This is a genomic window from Algoriphagus sp. (assembly GCF_013373065.1).
Classification (GTDB): domain Bacteria; phylum Bacteroidota; class Bacteroidia; order Cytophagales; family Cyclobacteriaceae; genus Algoriphagus.
Genome location: NZ_JABXIN010000038.1, coordinates 1 through 20,565 on the forward strand (window position 1 = coordinate 1; position 20,565 = coordinate 20,565).

The window sequence follows — 20,565 nt, forward strand, 5'->3', positions numbered from 1 at the left end:
GATCTTTTGGATCAGTTCTGCCAGTTCCCGAATCGTAAGATCTACACCCGTTCCCACATTGTATAGGTTATCCGTCAGTTGATTCTCCATCGCAAAAAGCACTGCTTCTGCTAGGTCTTCCACATAAAGGAATTCCCTCATAGGAGTTCCACTCCCCCATAATGTTACAGGTGAGTGTTCATTAGATGCTTCTAACTTGTCGACTCTCGTCTCCAAGGTGCTCAGCATAGACAAGGTTGAGTTTTTCGCCTCGTGAAATTTACGAATCATCGCCGGTAACACATGAGAGGTGTTGAGGTCGAAATTGTCAAAGGGTCCGTAGAGGTTGGTCGGCATCAGGCTCACGAAGTCCTTGCCGAATTGCTTGCGGATGGCTTCACAGGCCTTTACTCCAGCGATCTTAGCTATGGCATACCACTCGTTGGTAGGTTCCAAGGGACCTGTAAGTAAGTACTCCTCCTTTAGAGGTTGGGGAGCTAGTTTGGGATAGATGCAGGAAGAACCCAGGAAAATGAATTTCTGCACGTCATACTGATGAGCTGCATCGATCAGATTGTTTTGGATCTGCAGGTTTTCCATCAGGAAAGGATAGGGATAGGTATTATTAGCCAAGATCCCTCCCACCCGGGCAGCTGCATCGATGACTACTTCGGGTTTTTCGGCTTGAAAGAAGGCCTGCACGGCAGCTTGGTTACGGAGGTCCAGTTCGGAGGATGTCCTACCGATGAGGTTGGTATAGCCTTCGGCTTCGAGTTTCCGCCAAATGGCCGAACCGACCATACCGCGATGTCCAGCGATGTAAATGCGAGTGTTTAAGTTCAATGCTTTCATTATTGTAGAAGTTGCCTTCGACTCCGCTCAGGCTGACATGGGTTCGGAGTTCAAAGTTCGAAGTTCGGAGTTCGGAGTTCAGAACCTTTAACCTTGAACCTCGAACAAAGAACCGTCTTCGCTATTCAAAGTAATTAAGCGTCTCATACCCTCCATCCCGTAGGTATTGGTCTTTTTTCATGAGTTTGAGATCGCTTTGCATCATGTCTTGAACCAGTTCTTCCAGGGTGTATTTGGGTACCCAACCCAGTTTTTCCTTAGCCTTGGTGGCATCGCCGATCAGGAGATCCACTTCAGTTGGGCGGAAGTAGCGGGGATCGACACGGACGAGGATGTCTCCGATGTTAAGCGTTAAGTCATTAATCGTTAAACCGTCATTTCCGTTTTCGCTTAACGTTGAACCTTTAACGTTTAACTTTTTGCTTGTTGCAGCTTCGAATCTCTCCTTATCAACCGAATCCAAAATTCCAACCTCCTCTACCCCTGTTCCTTCCCATCGGAGGTGAAGGCCAGCGTGGGCGAAGGCCATTTGGACAAAGTCCCGGACGGTGGTGGTTTTGCCAGTAGCAATCACCCAGTCTTCAGCTTGCTCTGCCTGCAGAATCATCCACATCATGCGTACATAATCCTTAGCATGCCCCCAATCCCGCTTGGCATCGAGATTTCCCAAATACAAGGTTTTCTGCAAACCGAGTGCTATTCGGGAAGCAGCTCGAGTGATTTTCCGGGTTACGAAGGTTTCTCCACGCAAAGGCGATTCATGGTTAAATAAAATCCCGTTGCAGGCAAATAGATTATAAGCCTCCCGATAGTTCACCGTAATCCAATAGGCATAAAGCTTGGCTACCGCATAGGGACTGCGTGGGTAGAAAGGCGTGGTTTCCGTTTGGGGAACTTCCTGCACCTTTCCATAGAGTTCGGAGGTGGAAGCCTGATAAATCCGGGTTTTCTTCTCCAAACCCAAAAAGCGCACAGCGTCCAAGAGTCGAAGTGCTCCCAATCCATCCGCATTTCCGGTATATTCCGGCATTTCGAAGGAAACCTGCACATGAGACATAGCGGCCAAATTATAAATCTCATCGGGTTGAATCTCCTTAATGAGACGGATTAAATTGGTACTGTCCGTCATATCTCCATAATGGAGGAAGAAGTTTACATTTTTCTCATGTGGATCCTGATAGAGATGATCAATCCGATCCGTATTGAATAGCGAGGATCTTCGCTTCAATCCATGTACGATATAGCCCTTCTTGAGCAAAAACTCAGATAAATAAGCTCCATCTTGTCCGGTAACACCGGTGATGAGGGCGACTTTTTGGGTAGTGTTATTCATTTATCGATAAGTCAAAAATGTGGTTTGTAATAGTAAACGTAAGCGTTAAGTGTTAAAGGTTAAGCGAATAGCAATTAGAGTTAATATTCGTGTATCAGCCTTATTGTCGAATTGATGAATTTTGGAGTTAAGCGTTAAATGTTAAACGTTAAGCGACATAGGGACATTGGTTATTCATTAAAGAAATTCTCGAATTTAAAACCGAAAGAATCGATAAACTCAAGATTACGACGTTTAACGCTTAACCATTAACTTTTAACTATTAACGTTAGATCAACTCCGGCTTATCCTTCTCCAATCGTTCATAAACCTTCTTCACGTCCTGTGCTTTTTCTTTTTGGAGCACCAAAATAGCATCAGCTGTTTGGATGAGGAGGGTATTTTTCATTCCTGTGAATTCAGTATGCAGGTCTGTTCCGATAACCATGTTTCCATTTTCATCCTTTGGATGGCCCTGTTTTTCCAGGTATTCATAGATGGATTCAAAGCTCCCCATATCCGACCAGGCAAAATCCGAAGGAACGACTTTCACCTTTTTGCTTCGCTCCATCACAGCATAATCTACTGATATCGAAGGGATTTGCAAAGAAAGGTTCAGATCCAGTTTGCCTTCTTGGGCTGCTTTCCAAGCTTCCAGGGATTTTTGATAAACCTCCGGTTCGAATGCCTTCAATTCTTCCAAAAATACTCCTGCCTGAAAACAGAACATTCCCGAATTCCAGTAGAAATTTCCCTTTTCCAAAAAGGTTTGAGCGGTTTGTAGATCCGGTTTTTCGCGGAAGCTCAACACATCTTCCCCTTTTGCTTCGATGTATCCATAGCCCGTTTCGGGATGCTTGGGTTTTAATCCAAAAGTGACGATAAACCCAGCTTTTGCCAATTCAATCGCCCGTTCCACCGACTTTTGATAGCTGCTATCCGATTCAATCAAATGATCCGAAGGCGTTACAAACAACACATCATCGGGATTAGAAGCAAAAGCTGCAAAGGCGATCGCTGCTGCCGTATTTCGAGGACAAGCCTCAATAATTTCCTGGTAATCAGAAATCCCAGCTTTTTCCAAATCCTTTCGGGAAAGTTGGTAATTGTCCACATTTCCCACCACCAAAATCTGCTCACAAAAAGCCTGATTCCGTCGCGCCGTCTTTTGAAAAAGTGTCTCTCCTTCAAAAATCGGAAGGTATTGCTTAGGTCTTGCCTTTCGGGACAAGGGCCATAGCCGGGAACCGACTCCACCGGAGAGGATGAGGTTTGTGGTTTTCATGTTTTTAGTTTCGGGGTTCAGAGTTCGGGGTTCGGGGTTCGGGGTTCGGGGTTCAAGAGTTAAACGTTAAGTGTTAAGCGTTAAACGTTAAGCGTTAAGTGTTAAACGTTAAGCGTTAAGTGTTAAACGTTAAAAGTGAGTGAATAAACTTGCTTATTTGTAACCTTTTCCACCGCTATTTTTCAAAGTATTAATCAATCCTTGAAGTTTATATTTTAGCTTTTCTGTAAGAGACAAAATTTCAAGCTGCTCCTGCTCAGAAATATATTTAAAATCCAAAGCCCTGTAAGATTGAGAACGAACTTCTCCATTTGATCCTTTTGCGATATAAAGAAAGTTTATAAACTCTTTATTCCCATCTCTCTCAAAACCCTCAGCCACATTATCCATCACAGATCCAGCAGCAGCGCTTATTTGTGAAGAGAACTTAAAATCTTTCAAAAATGGGCCTTTCGAGGTTAGACTTTTAACTTGAACAGACAATTGCCGAGCAAGCTTCCAAACTTCTAGCTCTTCGAAATTTTCTATTCGTGCCACGCTTAACGTTTAACTGTTAACGCTTAACTTTTACTTACAGCTTCGCCCTTTCAGTCCCATGTCGAGAAAAAAATCAAGAAGATCTGGAAGGAAATGATCCGAAGTTCTCGGTAAGCTTACCCTTCTTGCTTTCTTGACGCTTTTCTTTTCTTGGTCTTAGCAGTAATTTAAAAATGAAGTTTCCTTCAGGTATTTTGGGCTAGAAAAACCAATTCTATACTTGGAAAATGGGGTTGAATTGGTCTTTCAAATATACAAACTGAGTAGTTTTGGTACTCAGTTTTGGAACTAAATTTTAAGATTTTATACCACTATATTTTTGCATTTCAACCCAAATCAATTCCGCCTGGAAGTGGATGGGTTTGTTAACTGGGGGCATTCACTTTGGATTGGGTGATTTGATTGAGTTTGGAGCGGTCCCTGAAATCCCATATCTGAGGCTGCCCAAACTTTTCCAGATAGAGAAATTTCCCATCCTCATTTTCCCAAAGCCAGGAATCTGAAGAAAGATTGAGACTATCCTTATGCATGGAAGCCAATTTAAGTCCAAGGTGCTGATGATATTGGGGTTGGTGATAGATACGCGTGAAAACTCCGATCACTTCCCCTCCTAAACGGAAGCGGTAAAAGCTAGCCGGGAAGTTGGAGATTTTATAGGTATGTCGGGAAACGTGCAATTCCTCTTCACCCACTCCAATTGTACAGGTCACTGAAGGGGGATCGGATTCTGCAGGAAGTGAGAAAAAGGTAGGAAGAGGGTCCAGTTTAAATTGATACGGGAGCCTTTGGACACGCTCTTCTTCCATCCGGTAATTCAAATCAGTGAGCATTTGAATAGGATCGAAGAATACCGGTTTTCCTTCAAAGCGAAAAGTATACACCTTTCCCTTAATGTTCTTTCGAATCGTTTTTTGTCCTGTAAAAACTCGTTTGAGATAGCTTAACATATTCCCTATTAGTAGAAATTTTAGATCTTGTTCGTGTGTGTGTAAGTTTTAAGACTATGTTTTCTATTTTTTGGAATTTGATGTTTTACTTATTTGATATAATAAATAGCGTTTATCCTCAGGATTCTTTTTTCGGGTAATCAAGGGATGTCCCAAAGTCGCCTGACTTTGTTGATTGACTTCCCTAATCAGGCGCGATCGTTTCACCTTCTTATGATCCGGATTGGGTAAATGCGCAATATCCAAGACTTGATCCAGTTCATCTACCGTCAGTAATTGCCCTTCAAAGGGCTGAAATTGATGGATGATCAAATGCGAGCCGATGGAAGTTTGAGAAAGCGAATTTGAATTTGCTGGCTGCGCTTCGCCTTCCCATTGATGGGCTCTGGCGAGGGCATTCCGAACCATAATGAAAAAGACGATTCCGGTGATTAGTAATACTACACTGACAATGAGCACATAATCCCGACGGATTACATCGATATTTTCGGTTTCGATGAGAAGGACCTCGGCCTTTCCAACCACCTCTCCTTTTCCATAGAGATCGGCAAAATCAAAATCATAAAGCTCATTTTTCCCAGCCTGAAAATTTACCTGATCTCCTTCTTGTAGCATCCAAGAAATGGTATTGAAAATATTTGCTTGAAATGGATAACGTACAAAGCGAAACTCCAGCTCCGCCTTATCAAAAACTAAAAAACCGGATCTTCTATTAGTATCAAAAGCAACTAATGCCAAGTAGTGATCAGTTTCCAAGATTGCATTACCATCAAGTAATATCGCAAATTTCGGATTCTTGGAATTTGCACTCAACAATCCTTCTGTTGATACCCTCTTCCAGGAAAATTCATTCCAGTCCAAAAAATAGCCTTCGGTTTCGTCGACAGATTCCGAATCGAATCGGGCATTGAAATGCGCTCCCAAAAAGGAAAATACTCCTTCGGGAGAAAATGCTGTAATCAGAGGAGCAAAATCTATTGGCTGATTCTTGGGAGTCAGCAAAGACCAGGATCCAGTCTCTAAATCAAACTTCAGCAAATCACTATGGTTGTGCCAATAACCATACCCACCTATAGAATAAATTTCTCCCTCCCTTATAAAAAATCGACTTCCGCAGGTATACCCTTTATTATCATAGCGATACAAATCTTTCCATTCCGTCCCAGTCCATTTGTACACATTCATGCGACATTGCGAAAAAGCGTAGACTCCAATTTCGTCCTTGATCAAATCGATCGGATAAAAGGAGGACTTGCTAATGCTATCCAAAGCAAGAAGTTGATCTTTGGAGAAATAAGGCTCAAACACCTCGAAATCCGAAATCAAAGGAATCTCGTGAGGGGTAAAACGTAAATGAACGGACTGGGTAGCCTGTGCACTTAAGCTTAAACCCAGCCCGATGAAAAACATCAGGATTCCAAAACGAAACTTCATAAAAGCTGTAGAACTAAAAACAATACTTGAAACAATGTCACAAAAATAATTTCCGCTGAAAACTAAGATAGTAAAATCAGGTAAATTAGGTAACATATTCTGTTACCTATTTTTTATGTAATAAAAACCTATTCATTATCAGCTAATTACAATAAATGTATAAATAATGCAATTATCAGGAAAAACTAAGTAAACACACGTAAACTAATTGGAAAGGGAGAAAAAACTGTCTTTAAAAAAGCTTAAGGAAAGGAGCCCTTAATAAAATAGGTAACAAGGAGGAAGATTTTTGACTTCTTTATTAAAAAATGGTTTAATCAACTTCATGAATATCGTATAAAAAATAGCGTTTGTCGTCTGGGTTTCGTTTCCGTTGTATCAGGGTATAGCCCCATTTAGTTTCGCTGTATTGATTAATTTCTTTGACTAATCGGGAACGTCGAACTTTTTTGTTCTCAGCAGATGCTAATGAATCCAATTTCAGAATTTGATCCAATTCATCCACCGTCAAGGACTCGCCTTGGTAAAGGAGCACGTCCTTCCAACTTTCCTCAACCTCTCGTGAAATGGGATCCTTTCCATCTTCGGGAAGATGTTGATTTATGAAGAAAACCCTTCGAAGAAACTGAGTTTGGGAAGGGAATAATTTCACCACTAGAAACAGTAAGGCCATCAATGCCGCAAATCCCCCGGTCCAAATCAATAAAAGCGAGGATGATTTTCCATCCGATGGATCATTTGAGATTGGAACAATTTCAGCTTTCCCGATATAGTTGGCATTTTGATACAGTTCATCCATTTCCAGGGTCTGTACCAAATTTTTATCATCCCGAAAGACAACTTGGTCTCCGGCAATTAAGGTCCATGGGGCAAAATTGAAAAAGTCAAAGGGAGAGTCTCTTCTAAAAAAGCGAAGTTCCAAGGTCTTTTTATCAAAAAATACCAATCCCAATTGATGGGTGAGGGAAGTAAAGCCATTTAAAACGATGAACTGTTCCGTATCTAAGCCTAAGCCCCGTTGAATTAGAAATTCTGCTTTGTTGGATTCCTGGGAGATCAAGCCTTCCATTTTCAATCGACTCCAGGCCAGTGTCTCCATATCCAAAACAAAGCCTTCATGCTCAAATTGATTATCAATTCCCAATCGGGGATTATGATGGAGCCCCAATAATAAAAAAACTCGATGATCAGCTCTTCCAACCAACTCTGTATTGTAATCCATGGGTTGCTGCCGGGTTGTAATCAAAGACCAGGAACTTGCCTCTTCCTCAAAATGCAGCAAATCCGTGTGGTTATGCCAAAAACCATAGCCTCCTACCAAATAGAACTGATCCTGATAGAAAAATGGATAGCTTCCGCAGCTGTATCCTTTGTTATCAAAGCCATATAAATTTTCCCATTCTTCACCCGACCAGCGATATACATCCAAGTAGCAACTTGAAAAGGCGTAAACCCCATCTTCTTCCAATAAAAGTTGAATTCCCCGGTTATAGGCAAAAGGAATGTCCTCCAGTTTACGGATCATTTCTTCTGAAAAGTAAGGGGCGAAAATCTCAAAATCCGTGATCCCGGAAATCTGACTGGGATTGATGCGTAGACTTGCTTTGGGGAAGGCGATAAGTTCAAAACTTAAGGTAAAGCAAATCAAAAAGCACAAGAACCATCGTTTTGTCATATCAAAAAGGGATCCGAAGTACGGATGGAGAAATTTGGGTGATTTTGGGATGAAAATAGTAAAATTCCAAGATTATTAACTAATCTAAGGCATGAGAAATATTTACTGGTTGATGAGAAATCATCAATAAAAAGGTAGCTGGGCAGATAATTGTAAGTTATTGCTTCGCCCGGTCAGGGGACCCATTCGGGATTTAATACTTAAGTGTTGTTCGGGATTTGTAATCTTGCTATTCGGGATTTGTAATCCCGAACCTACTGACCACCGTTCATGTCTTCACGAATGGAATAAATTCACCCCTGCCCCCGTTCGTGTCTTCACGAATGAAATAAATTCACCCCTGCCACCGTTCGTGTCTTCACGAACGGGAATAAATTACCAAGATTTCATTTCACCCCCCTTGCCCCCTTTTGATTGAAATCCAGCTCCTTACTAAATATAGAATTCAAAGGGGGAATTGAGGCGGGGATCTTTTTTAGTCCAGCGGTTAAAACCGCTGGCAATTGAGACTAGGTTGTGCATGTCTGACCGAGCACCCGAAAGGCGGGAGTTTTGAAGTCTCACCATGGAGACTGCTTCTCCCGATTCTCGGGATCGCAGTGACGATAAGTCCAGTATTGAAGGCTGTTCGGGATTTGGAATCCCGAACCTCTTATCCTCCGTTCGTGTCTTCACGAACGGAATAAATTCACCCCTGCCCCCGTTCGTGTCTTCACGAACGGGTTTGATTTCGAGCAAGATTTCATTTCACCCCCCTTGCCCCCTTTTGATTGAAATCCAGCTCCTTACTAAATATAGAATTCAAAGGGGGAATTGAGGTGGGGATCTTTTTTAGTCCAGCGGTTAAAACCGCTGGCAATTGATTGATGGGGTTTCAATACTATCTCACGACCGAATGGAGTAAAAAAGATAGCTTCGCAGATAGGTAAAGATACGGGTACGCCAAGATATGAGGCCTATCTTGCCGAACAAATTGAGGTGTATCATGCTGATCGTAGTAATGCATATTTCACCGAAGGCGTATTTCTTTTCAGTATGGAGACTGCTTCTCCCGATTCTCGGGATCGCAGTGACGATAAGTCCAGTATTGAAGGCTGTTCGGGATTTGCAATCCCGAACTTACAAGCAACCATTCATTTATTCACAAACGAAATAAATCCCCCCTGCCACCGTTCATGTCTTCACGAATGGAATAAATCACCAAGATTTCATTTCAAAGCCCCCTTGCCCCCTTTGGATTGAAATCCAGCTCCTTACTAAATATAGAATTCAAAGGGGGAGTTGAGGCGGGAATCTTTTTTAGTCCAGCGGTTAAAACCGCTGGCAATTGAAGTCAAGTTTATTTACTAGCGAAGGAAGTGTATACTACTGTGGAAAGCGAAGCATATTTCGCCAAAGGCGTATTCCTTTTCACCATGGAGACTGCTTCCTCCTTCATCGTCGCAGTGACGGTAAGACAAATGTCTCACTGAAGGCCTATTTCATGAACGAAGTGAATGTATTTTGTTGAACGGAGTGAAACAGATTTCTCCGAAGGCGTATTTCTATTGACTTGTAAGACTGCTTCTCCCGATTCTCGGGATCGCAGTGACGATCCCCTGTTATCTCGCTGAATGAAGTTAATTCTACTATTTAATCAACTTCCGTTTTACTAACGAATAGTAGCGATAGAAAAAATACTTCCAATAGGCATCCAGCTTCACTCTAGAAATATCTTGAGGTCGGATTCCAATAGTTCTTACAAGCATTTTTAGAACCCTATCTGGAGTTTTGAGAAAAAGCGTGTAATGATAAATTAAATTCAAAAAGCGCTTAAACGATAGATCCGGTAAAGGTTCAGGCCCTTCGATTTGTTTCTTACAATAAGCGGCCAAACGGGTTTTTTGAGGCTTTATCGGTGTTAAGTCCCATCCTTTTCCAGCATAGATTCTTAGCAGTTCATCCAAATGGATTAACAAATGATCCATTCGAAAACGTTTTAACAAAGCTTCGAATTTTTCAACATTCACTAAATCCATGGGATAATGAATGATATCTACCAGCCATTTCAACCGAAACCAAGCATGCCGGGCACCATGGCCAATCAAATATATGAGTTCCAATTCTGGTGATAGAACCGGAACTCTCCTGTTCAGGACATCCACTAATTCATAATTTTCCTGAATCAATTCCCTCAATTCCCTTGGATCCAAATCAAAAATTAACTGATCCAAGACCCAATGAATCTCCAATTCGATATTGGTTTTTGGATCATACAAGCCTGTATCCATGGCCAATTTCATATACCATTCTTGCTGTGGCATCTCCTCTACCCAATAGGAATCCTTAGGTTTCCATCCTTGGTTCAATAAGATTTTACGGAGTTGAATGACATCTTCACTATTGGGAACCAGGATGTCCAAATCTTTGGAGAGACGAAAAGTAGGATCCTGGTAAATTCGTTGAGAAAGTGCCGGGCCTTTTAGGACCACAATAAAAATCCCTGTTTCCAAGAGTTGATCCAGAACGTCCTGAATATTTCGAAGCACTCTTAATGCCTGTACTTTTTCTTGTAGAAGTTCTTCCTTGGAAACCTCGCTCCATCCTAATCGAACGATCTGAGAGAGCGTTAATCGGTGACGTAATCGTAAATAATTAGTTGAAGAACTTAAAACCAACTGTCTATTCAAAGTTGCATAGATACCTAATTGCTTAATTTAAAGTTAAATAAAGGATGCCAATTAAGATATTCGGTGATTTTTGTTTTCATTATTTTGAAGGGTAGGTCCACCGTTAATTATGATTTTTCTCATTTTGGGTGGCTCCCATTTTTTGATTTTTGATTTTGACATAGGGTGTTAAGTTTCAGGTGATGATAAATTACTTTTCTTTATTCTTAATAATTAATGGAGAATAAAAAGGGTTCAAATTGAAATATTGTCCATTAAATACTAATACGCTTAATCTTCTTAATTTATAGAGTAATAATTATTTTCCTCACAGACTCCAGAAACAAAATCTCCAATAACTTTGACCCAAGAGTGTCCTTCAATTAGATTGCCTTTTTTCACTCCTACATGATATTCATAAGGGATTCCTGCTCGGTTTAATAGATATATAGCCTGCCAAGCTTGATGGCGGCAACGATTGTTCCAAGGAATATATTTGTTGGCAAGGGTGATAGCAAAGGTTATATCCTTTACTTCGGAAAGCTGTTCTTCTCCAATATTTTTAGAAGGTATGCTTTTACTGATTCTTTCAGAAAAGGCTTTTGAAGAACCCAGAAAATACAAAAGCTCCTGGTAGATAGACAAAAAGATCACCTGGAAAAACAATCTTTTTCTGTTTCGGGATAAGTCCCAAAAACTTTCCCACTTAGTTTTTATTCTTTTCATAAATCAATCCCTTCTCTTTCAATATGGCAATTGCCTCCTCAAGATCCTCATTGCATTGCTGCTCCGAAACATCATATTCCTCCATGAGTTTAGCTTTCAATTCTTCCAGGGATAATCCCTCACCTAGGAAATTGAAAATACTCGTAAGCGTGGAATTCAAATTGAAATACTCGTTTGACTTTGTGTCAAAAAGTACCCCCTCCTCTCCCAATTGGGTAAACAGAAAACGATTTTCCTCCACAACAATTACTCTACCACTCATCAATTCAACAACTATTTTTGCATTTCAAATGCAATTATATGCTTTTTAAATATATATTACTCCATTTGTCAACCAAAATCATTCCAAATATCTTTTATAAAACCAACTAATTAAGCCTTTCAGTTCGTATTCTATATCTATAATTAACTCATATTTACAGCGATATTGGGAAAAACCTAAATAATAACAGCCTCCATTAAATAAAAGATGTAATTTTCAGAATGTTGCTGAAGGGAGGAAATCAAGCATCTTCCCTTTTTATGGATTATCATGCCTCAACTGTTTTCTTAATAATCATTTTATTCCATAATTTGATCTACGATAGCCTTATAAAATGATTCAAATGTATCTTGATTCTCCGGTCGGGAAGCCTTCCAGAAAGAGCTATTTCGCGCTATAGAAGTCAATACCTGAAACTGAAGAATTTGCTTATTCATTCCCTCAATCCAATACCCCCGGTAAACATTGTGCCCCAAGAATTCTAAACCCTGCATCTGGCTAAGTTTTTCAACCCTGATTTCTGTTCCTTTTTCCTCCAAAAAGATAACCCCCAAAATTTCCCTTGGTTCATCGGAAAAGTCCTGATGATATAATATGCCATATTTATCGAATTCTTCCCGAATTCTAGATCCATCAGATTCTTTATAGACTTTTTGCCTATCCAAGGTACTTTTCCAGGCTCGAATCATGGGGTAAGAGGGAATAGCCCAGCTCTTTCCCTCCTTTACAAATATTAAAGCCGTGTCATCGGTAAAGATTTCAAATCCCTTTTCCTTCAACTTTAGGGCTGTTGTCGATTTCCCCGTTTGAGAGGGAGCTGCAAAAAGCCAAACTTTCCCTTCCTTATTTACTACACCGGAAACATGAAAGGGGATCAGGTTTTTTTGAAAGAGTAAGGCACCCAAGCAATTCGAGTAAAAAAACAATAAAATGCTATCCCAATCTTTTGTAAGGGCTTTGATGTAGATGGTTTTACCATTCTGAACGAGGTATTGGGCAATCTCTGGCATTTCCAGATAGAACTCGCTCTCATTGTAGCTAAGGCCTTCCTCTTGGAAAATGGCTGGAATTTGAAAGGCAGGAATAGTTTCAACCACCCGAACCTTAAAATCAATGTTCGATATTTTCTCAACTGGCAGAAGTGCGGGTAACTCAACCTGAGATTCGCAAACTAAACCATAAACCTTGTAATAGAACCGCCCCAAACCTTCTAGAAAATCAAACTGTACTATAAATCCGAGAGCAATTTACTAGGGACTTTTATCTAATTTCAGACAGACTTGCCTAAAGCTGCCAATTTTTGATAAAAGTCAACTCAATTAAAATCAGGACTATGACTTTTTTAACAAAAGAAAACTGCTGAATCAGACTTAATCAATAACCTGTTGCTGATAAAACTCTTTAAAAATCCCTTCTTGCTGAATCAAATCCTGAAATGTCCCTTCCTGGGAAACCGAGCCCTTATCCATCACATAGATATAATCCGCATCCTTCAAATTATACAATCGGTGCGTAATCAAAACAGTTACTTTTCCACTAGACCCTTTCCTTAGCTGCTCAAATATTTTCCGCTCAGAAACTGCATCCAAAGCAGAAGTGGGTTCATCTAAGACCAAAATTTTTGCTTTTCGATAAAAAGCCCTGGCCAAGGCTAATTTCTGCCATTGTCCCCCACTTAAACCTCTCCCATTTTCAAAAACACGGCCTAGTTTGGATTTGCTTCCTTCCGGTAATCGGGACACAAATTCATTGGCCAAGGACTTATCCAAAGCCTCATGGATTCGCTCCTCATAATTTTCTTCTACTTCAGCACCTAAACTCACCACATCTTCAATGGAGAAGAAGTAATCCTGGAAATCCTGGAAGAAAAAGAGAGTATTATTCCGAAAACTTTGCGCATCCAATAGTTCCAAAGGCTTGTTTCCAATACATATTCGACCTTGATTGGGAGTATATAAGCCAGCCAATACTTTGACCAAAGTAGATTTTCCGGATCCATTGGCGCCTACAATCCCGACTACCTTTCCTGTCTCAAACTCCATGGAAATGTTTTTCAGACTTTCCTCCTGATTATCGGAATATCTAAAATTCATATCCTCAACTTGTATCCCAAAATCATCCTCAGGAAACTCTTGATCCCCCGATAAGGCAATAGATTGATCCGAAATATCCATAAAGCGAAAAATATCGGAGAGGAAGATTCGGAGTTGAATCAATTGAACCAGGGAATTCAAAAAACTTTTCAAATTGTTTTGCATACGCTGAATTCCTTGGATATACACGATTAACAAACTGATTCCCATTAGGCCTTCCACAGCCTTTCGTGCCATACTGATGAGAATATAAATCAATACTCCCACTTCCAGAGTTTCAGCCCCTAAAGAATAGACCAAAAGCCTTTTTTGGAGGCTTTGCTTTTGCTTGAAAATCAGGGCTCGTAAGTCCCGAAACCGCTGCAATAAAGCTTCTCCGAAGTTGAGGGTTCGGATTTCATGGGCATAGGATTCATCCGTTAACAGGTAATGGTAATAGGATGCTTCCCGCTCTGTAGGAATTGTTCGTGCCTCCAAGCGATGAATCGCAAAGCCGCTAATCCACTTGACGATTCCCAGAGGAAGCGCAATCACCAAAATCACCCAGGCATAGCTGCTAATCAAGGAAAAGAAGTATCCGATTAGTAAGCCTAGGGATAAAAGATTGCTGAAAGTCCCCTGGATTTGTTGGAATAAGAGGGGCAATTTATAAATGGATTGGCGCTGTGCTAAGTGTAGGCTGTCATAATAAGCAGGATCTTCAAAATAGGGATAGGGAATTTCGATGGACTTTTTTAAAATCAAAGCATTTACACTGTCTGTCAGTTTCTCTTGGTAGATTTCCGAGAAATAGCTATTGCTTTGAGAAAGGAGCACCTGCAAAACTTGAAATCCTCCTAAAATCAACAACCAAAAAAGAATTTGATCAAAAGAAGCTTCTGGAGTCAAGATAGTATCAAAAAGTTGTTTGGTAACTGCCAAAACCCCTACCGGAATTAAAGATAGGAACAGAAATAAAACCAACTGGATTAGAACCAATTGAGGGGATACTTTCCAAAGTAAGCTTAGAGCACGTTGATAAACGCGGGAATAGGATCGAAAAGCCTGTGCACTAACTCTCATCGGGAGGCCAATTTAAATCAATTAAATAATCCACTTCTTTCCGATAATTCATCCGTTCCTTTTGACAATAACTACATTCGGATTCCCTTCTCAATAATTCTTCCTCAGAGATAATCAAATTGAGATGATTTTTGACATTGTACCCCTGAAACTCTTGATGATTTTTTTCACATAGGTATTCATAAAAAGCCAAGGTAAAAGCGCCATTGTATTTTTTTTGAAGCCTAACCTTATCCGGTAATATACCCTCGCAAATTTTTCTAAAAACAGACCTATTGAAAGGTTTAGGCTTGAATAAGTGACTTGGCAGACTAATTAAAATTTCCAAAAGTCGAATATCCGCTAAGGGATAGGCCATTTCTACACCATAGGAATTGGCATAGATCGTTTCAGACTCTATTCGAAAAGTCGTATCCGGCATACAAATTCGATGTTTTATCCAGCCCTTGTAATTTGGAGAAAACTTAAAAGACTCATCCTTTAGGTCAAAGCATGATTCAAATTTTGGATTCAATAGATTTCGTAAAGCTTGTGTTTTATAGTAATCAGGCACAAAAGTTTTAGCCTTTTTAGATCGAAAGTAATTCCTGATTTTTCTTATTCCACCCCTTCTAAATTCAAGAATATATTGCAATAAGTTTAAATATTCCCTTTCGTAGATGTAATCCATAAAGAAAAAACTTCCCGTATCAGACACCCCTTCATCTCCGGGAAAACCACTAAACATTACCTCAATTCCATCTTTTTCTGATGCTTCCTTAAACAATGAATCCTGCCAAACCGCATCATTAGGGATTAATCCTCCCATCATTTCATTACGTTTTTCTAATTCTTCAAAAACATTACGAAAATGAAATCGAGTGATTGAATGGTGATTTTTACGAATTAGTCCAGCATATTGGATGATCTCATTTTGAGTCTCCTGCTCATCAATTTTTAATTCCGAAAACCCTTTGGTGAATTCATCTAGAACAAAAGAGTACGTATGGAGATCCTTTTTATTTATCATTCGAGAAAGGATAACCGTAATGGCAGAGGAATCTAGCCCTCCACTTAATTGGGCCCCTATTTTGTTTTTTCCTCGAATTCTAGACTTGACGGCTTCGATTAAGGTTTTTCTTAATAATTCGATGTAATCCTCGTCTCTTTTACAAAAGCTTAAATCGATAGGTCGCAATTCCCAATATCGCGATTCTTTGAAACCTTTTTCCTTAAACAACTCCAAATAATGTGCAGGTTTCAACCTTCTAATATCTTTAAAAAAAGTCATCTCCATTTTTGGAGGGTAATTCTTTAATTCATTAGCGATAAAAAACTCGTTTAAAGGAAGCTTTTTCCCTACTGCTTTTTTGATCAGTGGAATGCTGGTTGCGAAGTAAAAAAAGCCTTCCCTTTCCAAATAAAATAAGGGGCGAACTCCAAGTTGATCTTTACATAAAAAGAGGGATTTTTGTTCTTTATCCCAGATAGCAAAAGAAAAATCCCCGATTAGGTGCTTGGGTAAATCTTTTCCCCAATTATGAAAGCCATTCAGGATTACTTTTTCCTCTTCAACATCTGAGCCCAGACCTAACTGTTTCCTCAATTCCTCCAGATTATCCAATCGGCACCATCCCGAGAAAATAAAATTTGGAAACTGTGGAAGTGAAATAGGGGGAAAATCAGGATGAAGAGAGGCAATAAAAAAATCATTCCCATCTTCCTCAAGCGCATCCTTTAATTCTGAAAAATTCTGAAGAAAACGAGCTTTGGTTTCCTCTAAGGATACATCTTTTAATTTAACAATTCCCAAAAACCCCTTCATGATTTACTCTTCTTAAAAAGACAAGTTAAATTAATATAGTAACCTCTTGGCAAGCAAAAAAGAATACCGAATATTCAAACTCATAGATAAACAAAATCCAGCTGATTTCTCAGCTGGATTTTTTTCATATTCCCATTAACTCAGAATTTTTTATCCTGAAATAGGACTTTTATTTTTTTATCCGAAGTGCTCGTTTCCACCACGGAAGCTGTACATCTTCGTGATAGCCGTAGGAATTTCCTCCGTAACCATAACCGTACCCATAGCCATAGCCGTACCCATAGCCATAGCCCTTATCTACGTGAACATCATTTAGAATACCATAGATTTTTTGAATACCTCCTTTTTCAACCAGACTATTGAGTACTTCAACATTACCCTTCATAGAATAACCTTGGCGGAAGACAAAGAAACTAATATCAGCATATTGGAACAATTCTTTGGTTTCGGAAACTAAGCCTACGGGAGGACAGTCAAACACTACCACATCATAAGTCTCCTGAATTTCTTGAATCACCTGACTGAATTTTTCCTGAAGGAGTAATTCGGCCGGATTTGGAGGAATGGGACCGGAAAGAATCACATCCAAATCCTGATGACCGGAAGATTTGACAACATCCTTCCAGGAAATAGACGAACTCAATACCGTACTCATCCCCTTATCATTGCTTAAGCCAAAATCTTCAGCAATTTTGGGTTTTCGTAAATCCAAACCTACCAAGATGGTTTTCTTACCCATCAGAGCAAATACGGAAGCCAGATTGATGGAAGCAAAGGTTTTCCCTTCCCCTGAAATGGAAGAAGTAAATAAAACAGATAATTTATCCCGATTCGGACTCAAGTAAGCCATATCAGCCCGAAGGGAACGGAAAGATTCAGTCACCGCAGATCTCGGATTATTTAAAACCGGAAGATTGTCTTCGGAAGTACTACGGCCAATCATAGAGATCAAAGGAACCTTGATTGCCTTTTCGAGTTCTTTAGGATCTTCAATTTTCGTATTCAGAAAGTCCTTGATAGTAATAATCCCAATCGGAATAATCAGGCCAAGTACAATTCCAAATAGAATATTTCTGTTTCTATTCGGACCAATTTGTCCCATAGTCTTGGCTTTGTCGAGCACTACATTCTTCGGCAAATTGGCTGCAAGCGTAATTTCTGCTTCTGCTTTCTTCTGAAGTAGGTAGATGTAAATATTTTCGTTAATGGTGAATTGACGCTGAATTCCAATCAGATTACGTTCAGTCTCAGGAAGAGTGCTGATTTCCCGTTCAATGGTTCGAATTTGGCCATTTAGATCTGCTAACACATTTTGGGTGTTGCTGATCGTTGAACTTACATTTTCCCGAAGTGCACGGGTAGCACTTTCAATTCGGTTGTTGATATCCTTGACGACAGGAGTCTCCTCTGTAAAATTGGCTGCGAGTCTTTGCTTATTCGCTTGCAATTCGGAAAGATTTTGAACCAAAGCATTCAACATGGGGTCTGAAACCCCAATCATGGAAGGAGCAACCAATTCCCCGAGGTTATTATTATTCAAATAACTTTGAAGCGAACGGTAGTATTTCAAGTTCAGCTCAACTTCAGATTGTTGTTTTTCCAACTCCTGCAATCTTCCAAAAATAGCTGAACCCTCTTCGGACAGGTTAAAGATTTTATTTTCAGATCGGTATTGCTGTAACCTTCCTTCGGAAAATTGCAAGGAGTCACTGATGCCGCTTAACTGCTCAGAAATAAAGGTAATGGTATTTTCAGTAGCCCTATTTTTCTCATTAAGCTCCCGCTGTAAATAAGTTTCCACCAATTGATTTAGATAATCCTCACCCAACTTTCGCAAAGGAGTTTGAAGACTTAAAGTCAAAATATTGGAGTATCGCTGTGAGGCTTGAACCTGAAGGTCCGATTGCATCATTTGTGCTATGGAAGGGTCATCCATAAATCGGAAGAAAATAACATCTCCCGGCATAGCAGAAATTCGACTTACAGAAAATTCAAAAAAATCTATGATGACTGGCTCCTGAAAAGAATATACAGAACGGGGAAGTTCAAGTAGGCCTCTCCCTCTCTTGTTAAATGGATCTTTGGGGTCAAATACACTAAATCCCTGTTCAGAAACTGTCAATTCAAAGCTTTCCTCATTTAGGACCTCCAATCGGAACATCCCTCCCACCAGCATGGACTTGGTTTTGTCTGCATTTACAAAAATGGAGGTATTACCATAAATCTGAGTTGTTCGAATAAAGCCTTCCAAAAAGTACTGGACATTTAAATCCATTTTATTAACTGTGGCTTCCGCCAGGGAATAGGACTTGAGAATCCCAATTTCATCGTCTATGTTTCCAAAATCCTGCCTGAAACCTGCCCCAGCGAAGAGGTCTGCCCCAAAAGCAGGGGCTTCATCTTTAATCAAAACAGTACCTTCAACTCGATAAATTGGAGTAGAATATTTCGTCACCAAAAATCCTCCTATAAAACCCATTATGGCAAAACCAAAAATCCAAGGCCAATATTGTAAATACTTAAAAATAATCACTTTCAAATCGATATCATCCTCTTTTTTTACCATAAACGGAGAGGTTGATCCATGTGAAATTTGTTGCGATGTATTGGGGTACATATTAGTTGGCAAATAAGTTAACAATCAATAGGACGGTGGTCAGAACGGACGAAAAAAGCACAAAAGTTTGTACGGCATTTTCACCAGTTCCTATTTCACGAACCTTCATGGGTTCTGCATACAATTGATCATTGGGTTGAATAAAATAATAAGGTGAGCGGATCAACTGCCGATCATTCAAATTAACTCGATGTAATTTTGTTCCTTCAGGATATTGACGGATTAAAAGTATTTCATCCCGTTTTGCTACAGTATTTAAATCACCGGCATTGGCAATTGCTTCAAATATGGTCATCCGATCCTGCAAAACGACAAATTTACCTGGTTGTCGAAATTCTCCCATTGCAGAATAGCGAATCCCTCCCAATTTGACTCTAACGTAAAGTTCAGAGGTGATATATTCACTCAAGCGTCTTTCAATTTCAATTCGAGCCTCTTCGATCGTTTTCTCTTTTACATTTACTTCTCCTACAATGGGTAATCGTATATTTCCTTCTTTGTCAACCGTATAGCCAGTCATATAGAAGACGTCTCCTCCTCCTTGAGCACCCATTTGCATTTGATTTCCTTGCTGATTTTGAAAATTAAATCCATTTTCAATCATATCTTCTACGGTCTGAATTCGAACATCCAAGATGTCATTGTATTGCAGCCGATACTCAGGGATTTCGTAGGGAATCATTTCATCCTCAGGAATTGATTGATTACCCTCTAAATTTTGCAGGTAAATGATTTTCTCATTGGATACACAGGAAAAAAGGCCGGTAAAAAGTACGAATAAGACAAAATAAGCCAGTTTTTTACTCATGTGGTAGAATTATAGATGGTAGAATAAACAATCGCAAACATAGAAAAAAATGCTATAAATCGTCTGAAGAAAACCAAATGAATAGGTTAAAAATAGGTAACAGTTCTAATTTTTCTGGTTTCTATATGTATTTGATAAAATAATGATGTTGGTAGACTTTCAAGTCTTTAGAAAAGGAAAAGGTAGCTGCGCAGATAATTTTAAGATATAGCTGTGTCTAGATAGGTAGAGTTGATATCTAGCCTAGTGCTGTTCGGGATTTGTAATCCCGAACCTACTTGCCCCCCGTTTGTGTCTTCACGAATGGGGATAATTTACATATCAGAATCTCTTCAAGTATTCAGCTCAAATCCCCCTTGCCCCCTTTGGGTTGAAATCCCGGACCCTGCTAAATGTAGAATTCAAAGGGGGAGTTGGGGCAGAGATCTTCTTTTGTCCAGCGGTTAAAACCGCTGGCAATTAAATCGGTGATTATTTCAAGTCAAGCTTTATAGCTAATCTCCTGCCCCCGTTCGTGTCTTCAC

17 protein-coding genes are annotated in these 20,565 nt (G+C 39.9%); 2 read left to right on the top strand and 15 right to left on the bottom strand.

The window, feature by feature from the left end; all coding sequences use genetic code 11:
* The 7 genes from HWE15_RS15960 to HWE15_RS15990 all read right to left on the bottom strand — a co-directional run.
* Positions 1-831, bottom strand: an 831-nt coding sequence (locus HWE15_RS15960; RefSeq protein ID WP_290508538.1) for a GDP-L-fucose synthase, incomplete at its 3' end; no start/stop codon positions are given.
* 121 nt (positions 832-952) lie between these two features.
* Positions 953-2,164 carry a GDP-mannose 4,6-dehydratase gene (gene gmd, locus HWE15_RS15965; RefSeq protein WP_290508539.1) on the bottom strand — a complete coding sequence of 404 codons (1,212 nt, stop codon included), beginning with the start codon at positions 2,162-2,164 and terminating at the stop codon, positions 953-955.
* Between the two features lie 268 nt (positions 2,165-2,432).
* Entirely contained in the window at positions 2,433-3,428 is a 996-nt protein-coding gene (locus tag HWE15_RS15970) for a mannose-1-phosphate guanylyltransferase (protein ID WP_290508540.1), read from the bottom strand.
* 153 nt (positions 3,429-3,581) lie between these two features.
* A complete protein-coding gene (locus tag HWE15_RS15975; RefSeq protein ID WP_290508541.1) occupies positions 3,582-3,965 on the bottom strand; it encodes a four helix bundle protein in 384 nt (127 codons plus the stop codon).
* Positions 3,966-4,330: 365 nt separating this feature from the next.
* A complete protein-coding gene (locus HWE15_RS15980) occupies positions 4,331-4,912 on the bottom strand; it encodes a hypothetical protein (protein ID WP_290508542.1) in 582 nt (193 codons plus the stop codon).
* Positions 4,913-4,975: 63 nt separating this feature from the next.
* Positions 4,976-6,346: a kelch repeat-containing protein gene (locus HWE15_RS15985; protein ID WP_290508543.1), complete on the bottom strand. Its 1,371-nt coding sequence runs from the start codon at positions 6,344-6,346 to the stop codon at positions 4,976-4,978.
* Positions 6,347-6,659: 313 nt separating this feature from the next.
* Positions 6,660-8,021 (bottom strand): hypothetical protein, encoded by a 1,362-nt coding sequence (locus HWE15_RS15990; protein WP_290508544.1) that lies wholly within the window; start codon positions 8,019-8,021, stop codon positions 6,660-6,662.
* A 503-nt stretch (positions 8,022-8,524) separates the two neighbouring features.
* On the opposite strand from HWE15_RS15990, the gene HWE15_RS15995 reads away from it, so the two are divergent.
* Together HWE15_RS15995 and HWE15_RS16000 are read left to right on the top strand one after the other, a co-directional pair.
* The gene (locus HWE15_RS15995; RefSeq protein WP_290508545.1) at positions 8,525-8,707 is read left to right on the top strand and encodes a hypothetical protein; all 183 of its coding nucleotides are present in this window, start codon (positions 8,525-8,527) and stop codon (positions 8,705-8,707) included.
* A gap of 299 nt (positions 8,708-9,006) precedes the next feature.
* Positions 9,007-9,177 (top strand): hypothetical protein, encoded by a 171-nt coding sequence (locus HWE15_RS16000; protein WP_290508546.1) that lies wholly within the window; start codon positions 9,007-9,009, stop codon positions 9,175-9,177.
* A 472-nt stretch (positions 9,178-9,649) separates the two neighbouring features.
* Here the strand turns inward: HWE15_RS16000 and HWE15_RS16005 are convergent, their stop codons facing one another.
* The 8 genes from HWE15_RS16005 to HWE15_RS16040 form a co-directional block, all read right to left on the bottom strand.
* Complete coding sequence (locus tag HWE15_RS16005) at positions 9,650-10,690, bottom strand: nucleotidyltransferase family protein (protein WP_290508547.1); 1,041 nt, start codon at positions 10,688-10,690, stop codon at positions 9,650-9,652.
* A gap of 279 nt (positions 10,691-10,969) precedes the next feature.
* Complete coding sequence (locus HWE15_RS16010; RefSeq protein WP_290508548.1) at positions 10,970-11,293, bottom strand: lasso peptide biosynthesis B2 protein; 324 nt, start codon at positions 11,291-11,293, stop codon at positions 10,970-10,972.
* Positions 11,294-11,375: 82 nt separating this feature from the next.
* Positions 11,376-11,657, bottom strand: a complete 282-nt coding sequence (locus tag HWE15_RS16015) for a PqqD family protein (protein ID WP_290508549.1) — start codon at positions 11,655-11,657, stop codon at positions 11,376-11,378.
* Between the two features lie 299 nt (positions 11,658-11,956).
* Positions 11,957-12,862, bottom strand: coding sequence for a hypothetical protein (locus tag HWE15_RS16020; RefSeq protein ID WP_290508550.1), 906 nt, complete (start codon positions 12,860-12,862; stop codon positions 11,957-11,959).
* Positions 12,863-13,027: 165 nt separating this feature from the next.
* A complete protein-coding gene (locus HWE15_RS16025) occupies positions 13,028-14,812 on the bottom strand; it encodes an ABC transporter ATP-binding protein (protein ID WP_290508551.1) in 1,785 nt (594 codons plus the stop codon).
* Positions 14,802-16,616, bottom strand: a complete 1,815-nt coding sequence (locus HWE15_RS16030; protein ID WP_290508552.1) for an asparagine synthase-related protein — start codon at positions 16,614-16,616, stop codon at positions 14,802-14,804. Before HWE15_RS16030 ends, HWE15_RS16025 begins: the two co-directional genes overlap by 11 nt.
* A gap of 169 nt (positions 16,617-16,785) precedes the next feature.
* On the bottom strand, positions 16,786-19,182 hold the full coding sequence (locus tag HWE15_RS16035; protein WP_290508553.1) for a polysaccharide biosynthesis tyrosine autokinase: 2,397 nt from the start codon (positions 19,180-19,182) through the stop codon (positions 16,786-16,788).
* 52 nt (positions 19,183-19,234) lie between these two features.
* On the bottom strand, positions 19,235-20,041 hold the full coding sequence (locus tag HWE15_RS16040) for a polysaccharide biosynthesis/export family protein (protein WP_290508554.1): 807 nt from the start codon (positions 20,039-20,041) through the stop codon (positions 19,235-19,237).
* Positions 20,042-20,565 lie beyond the last annotated feature (524 nt).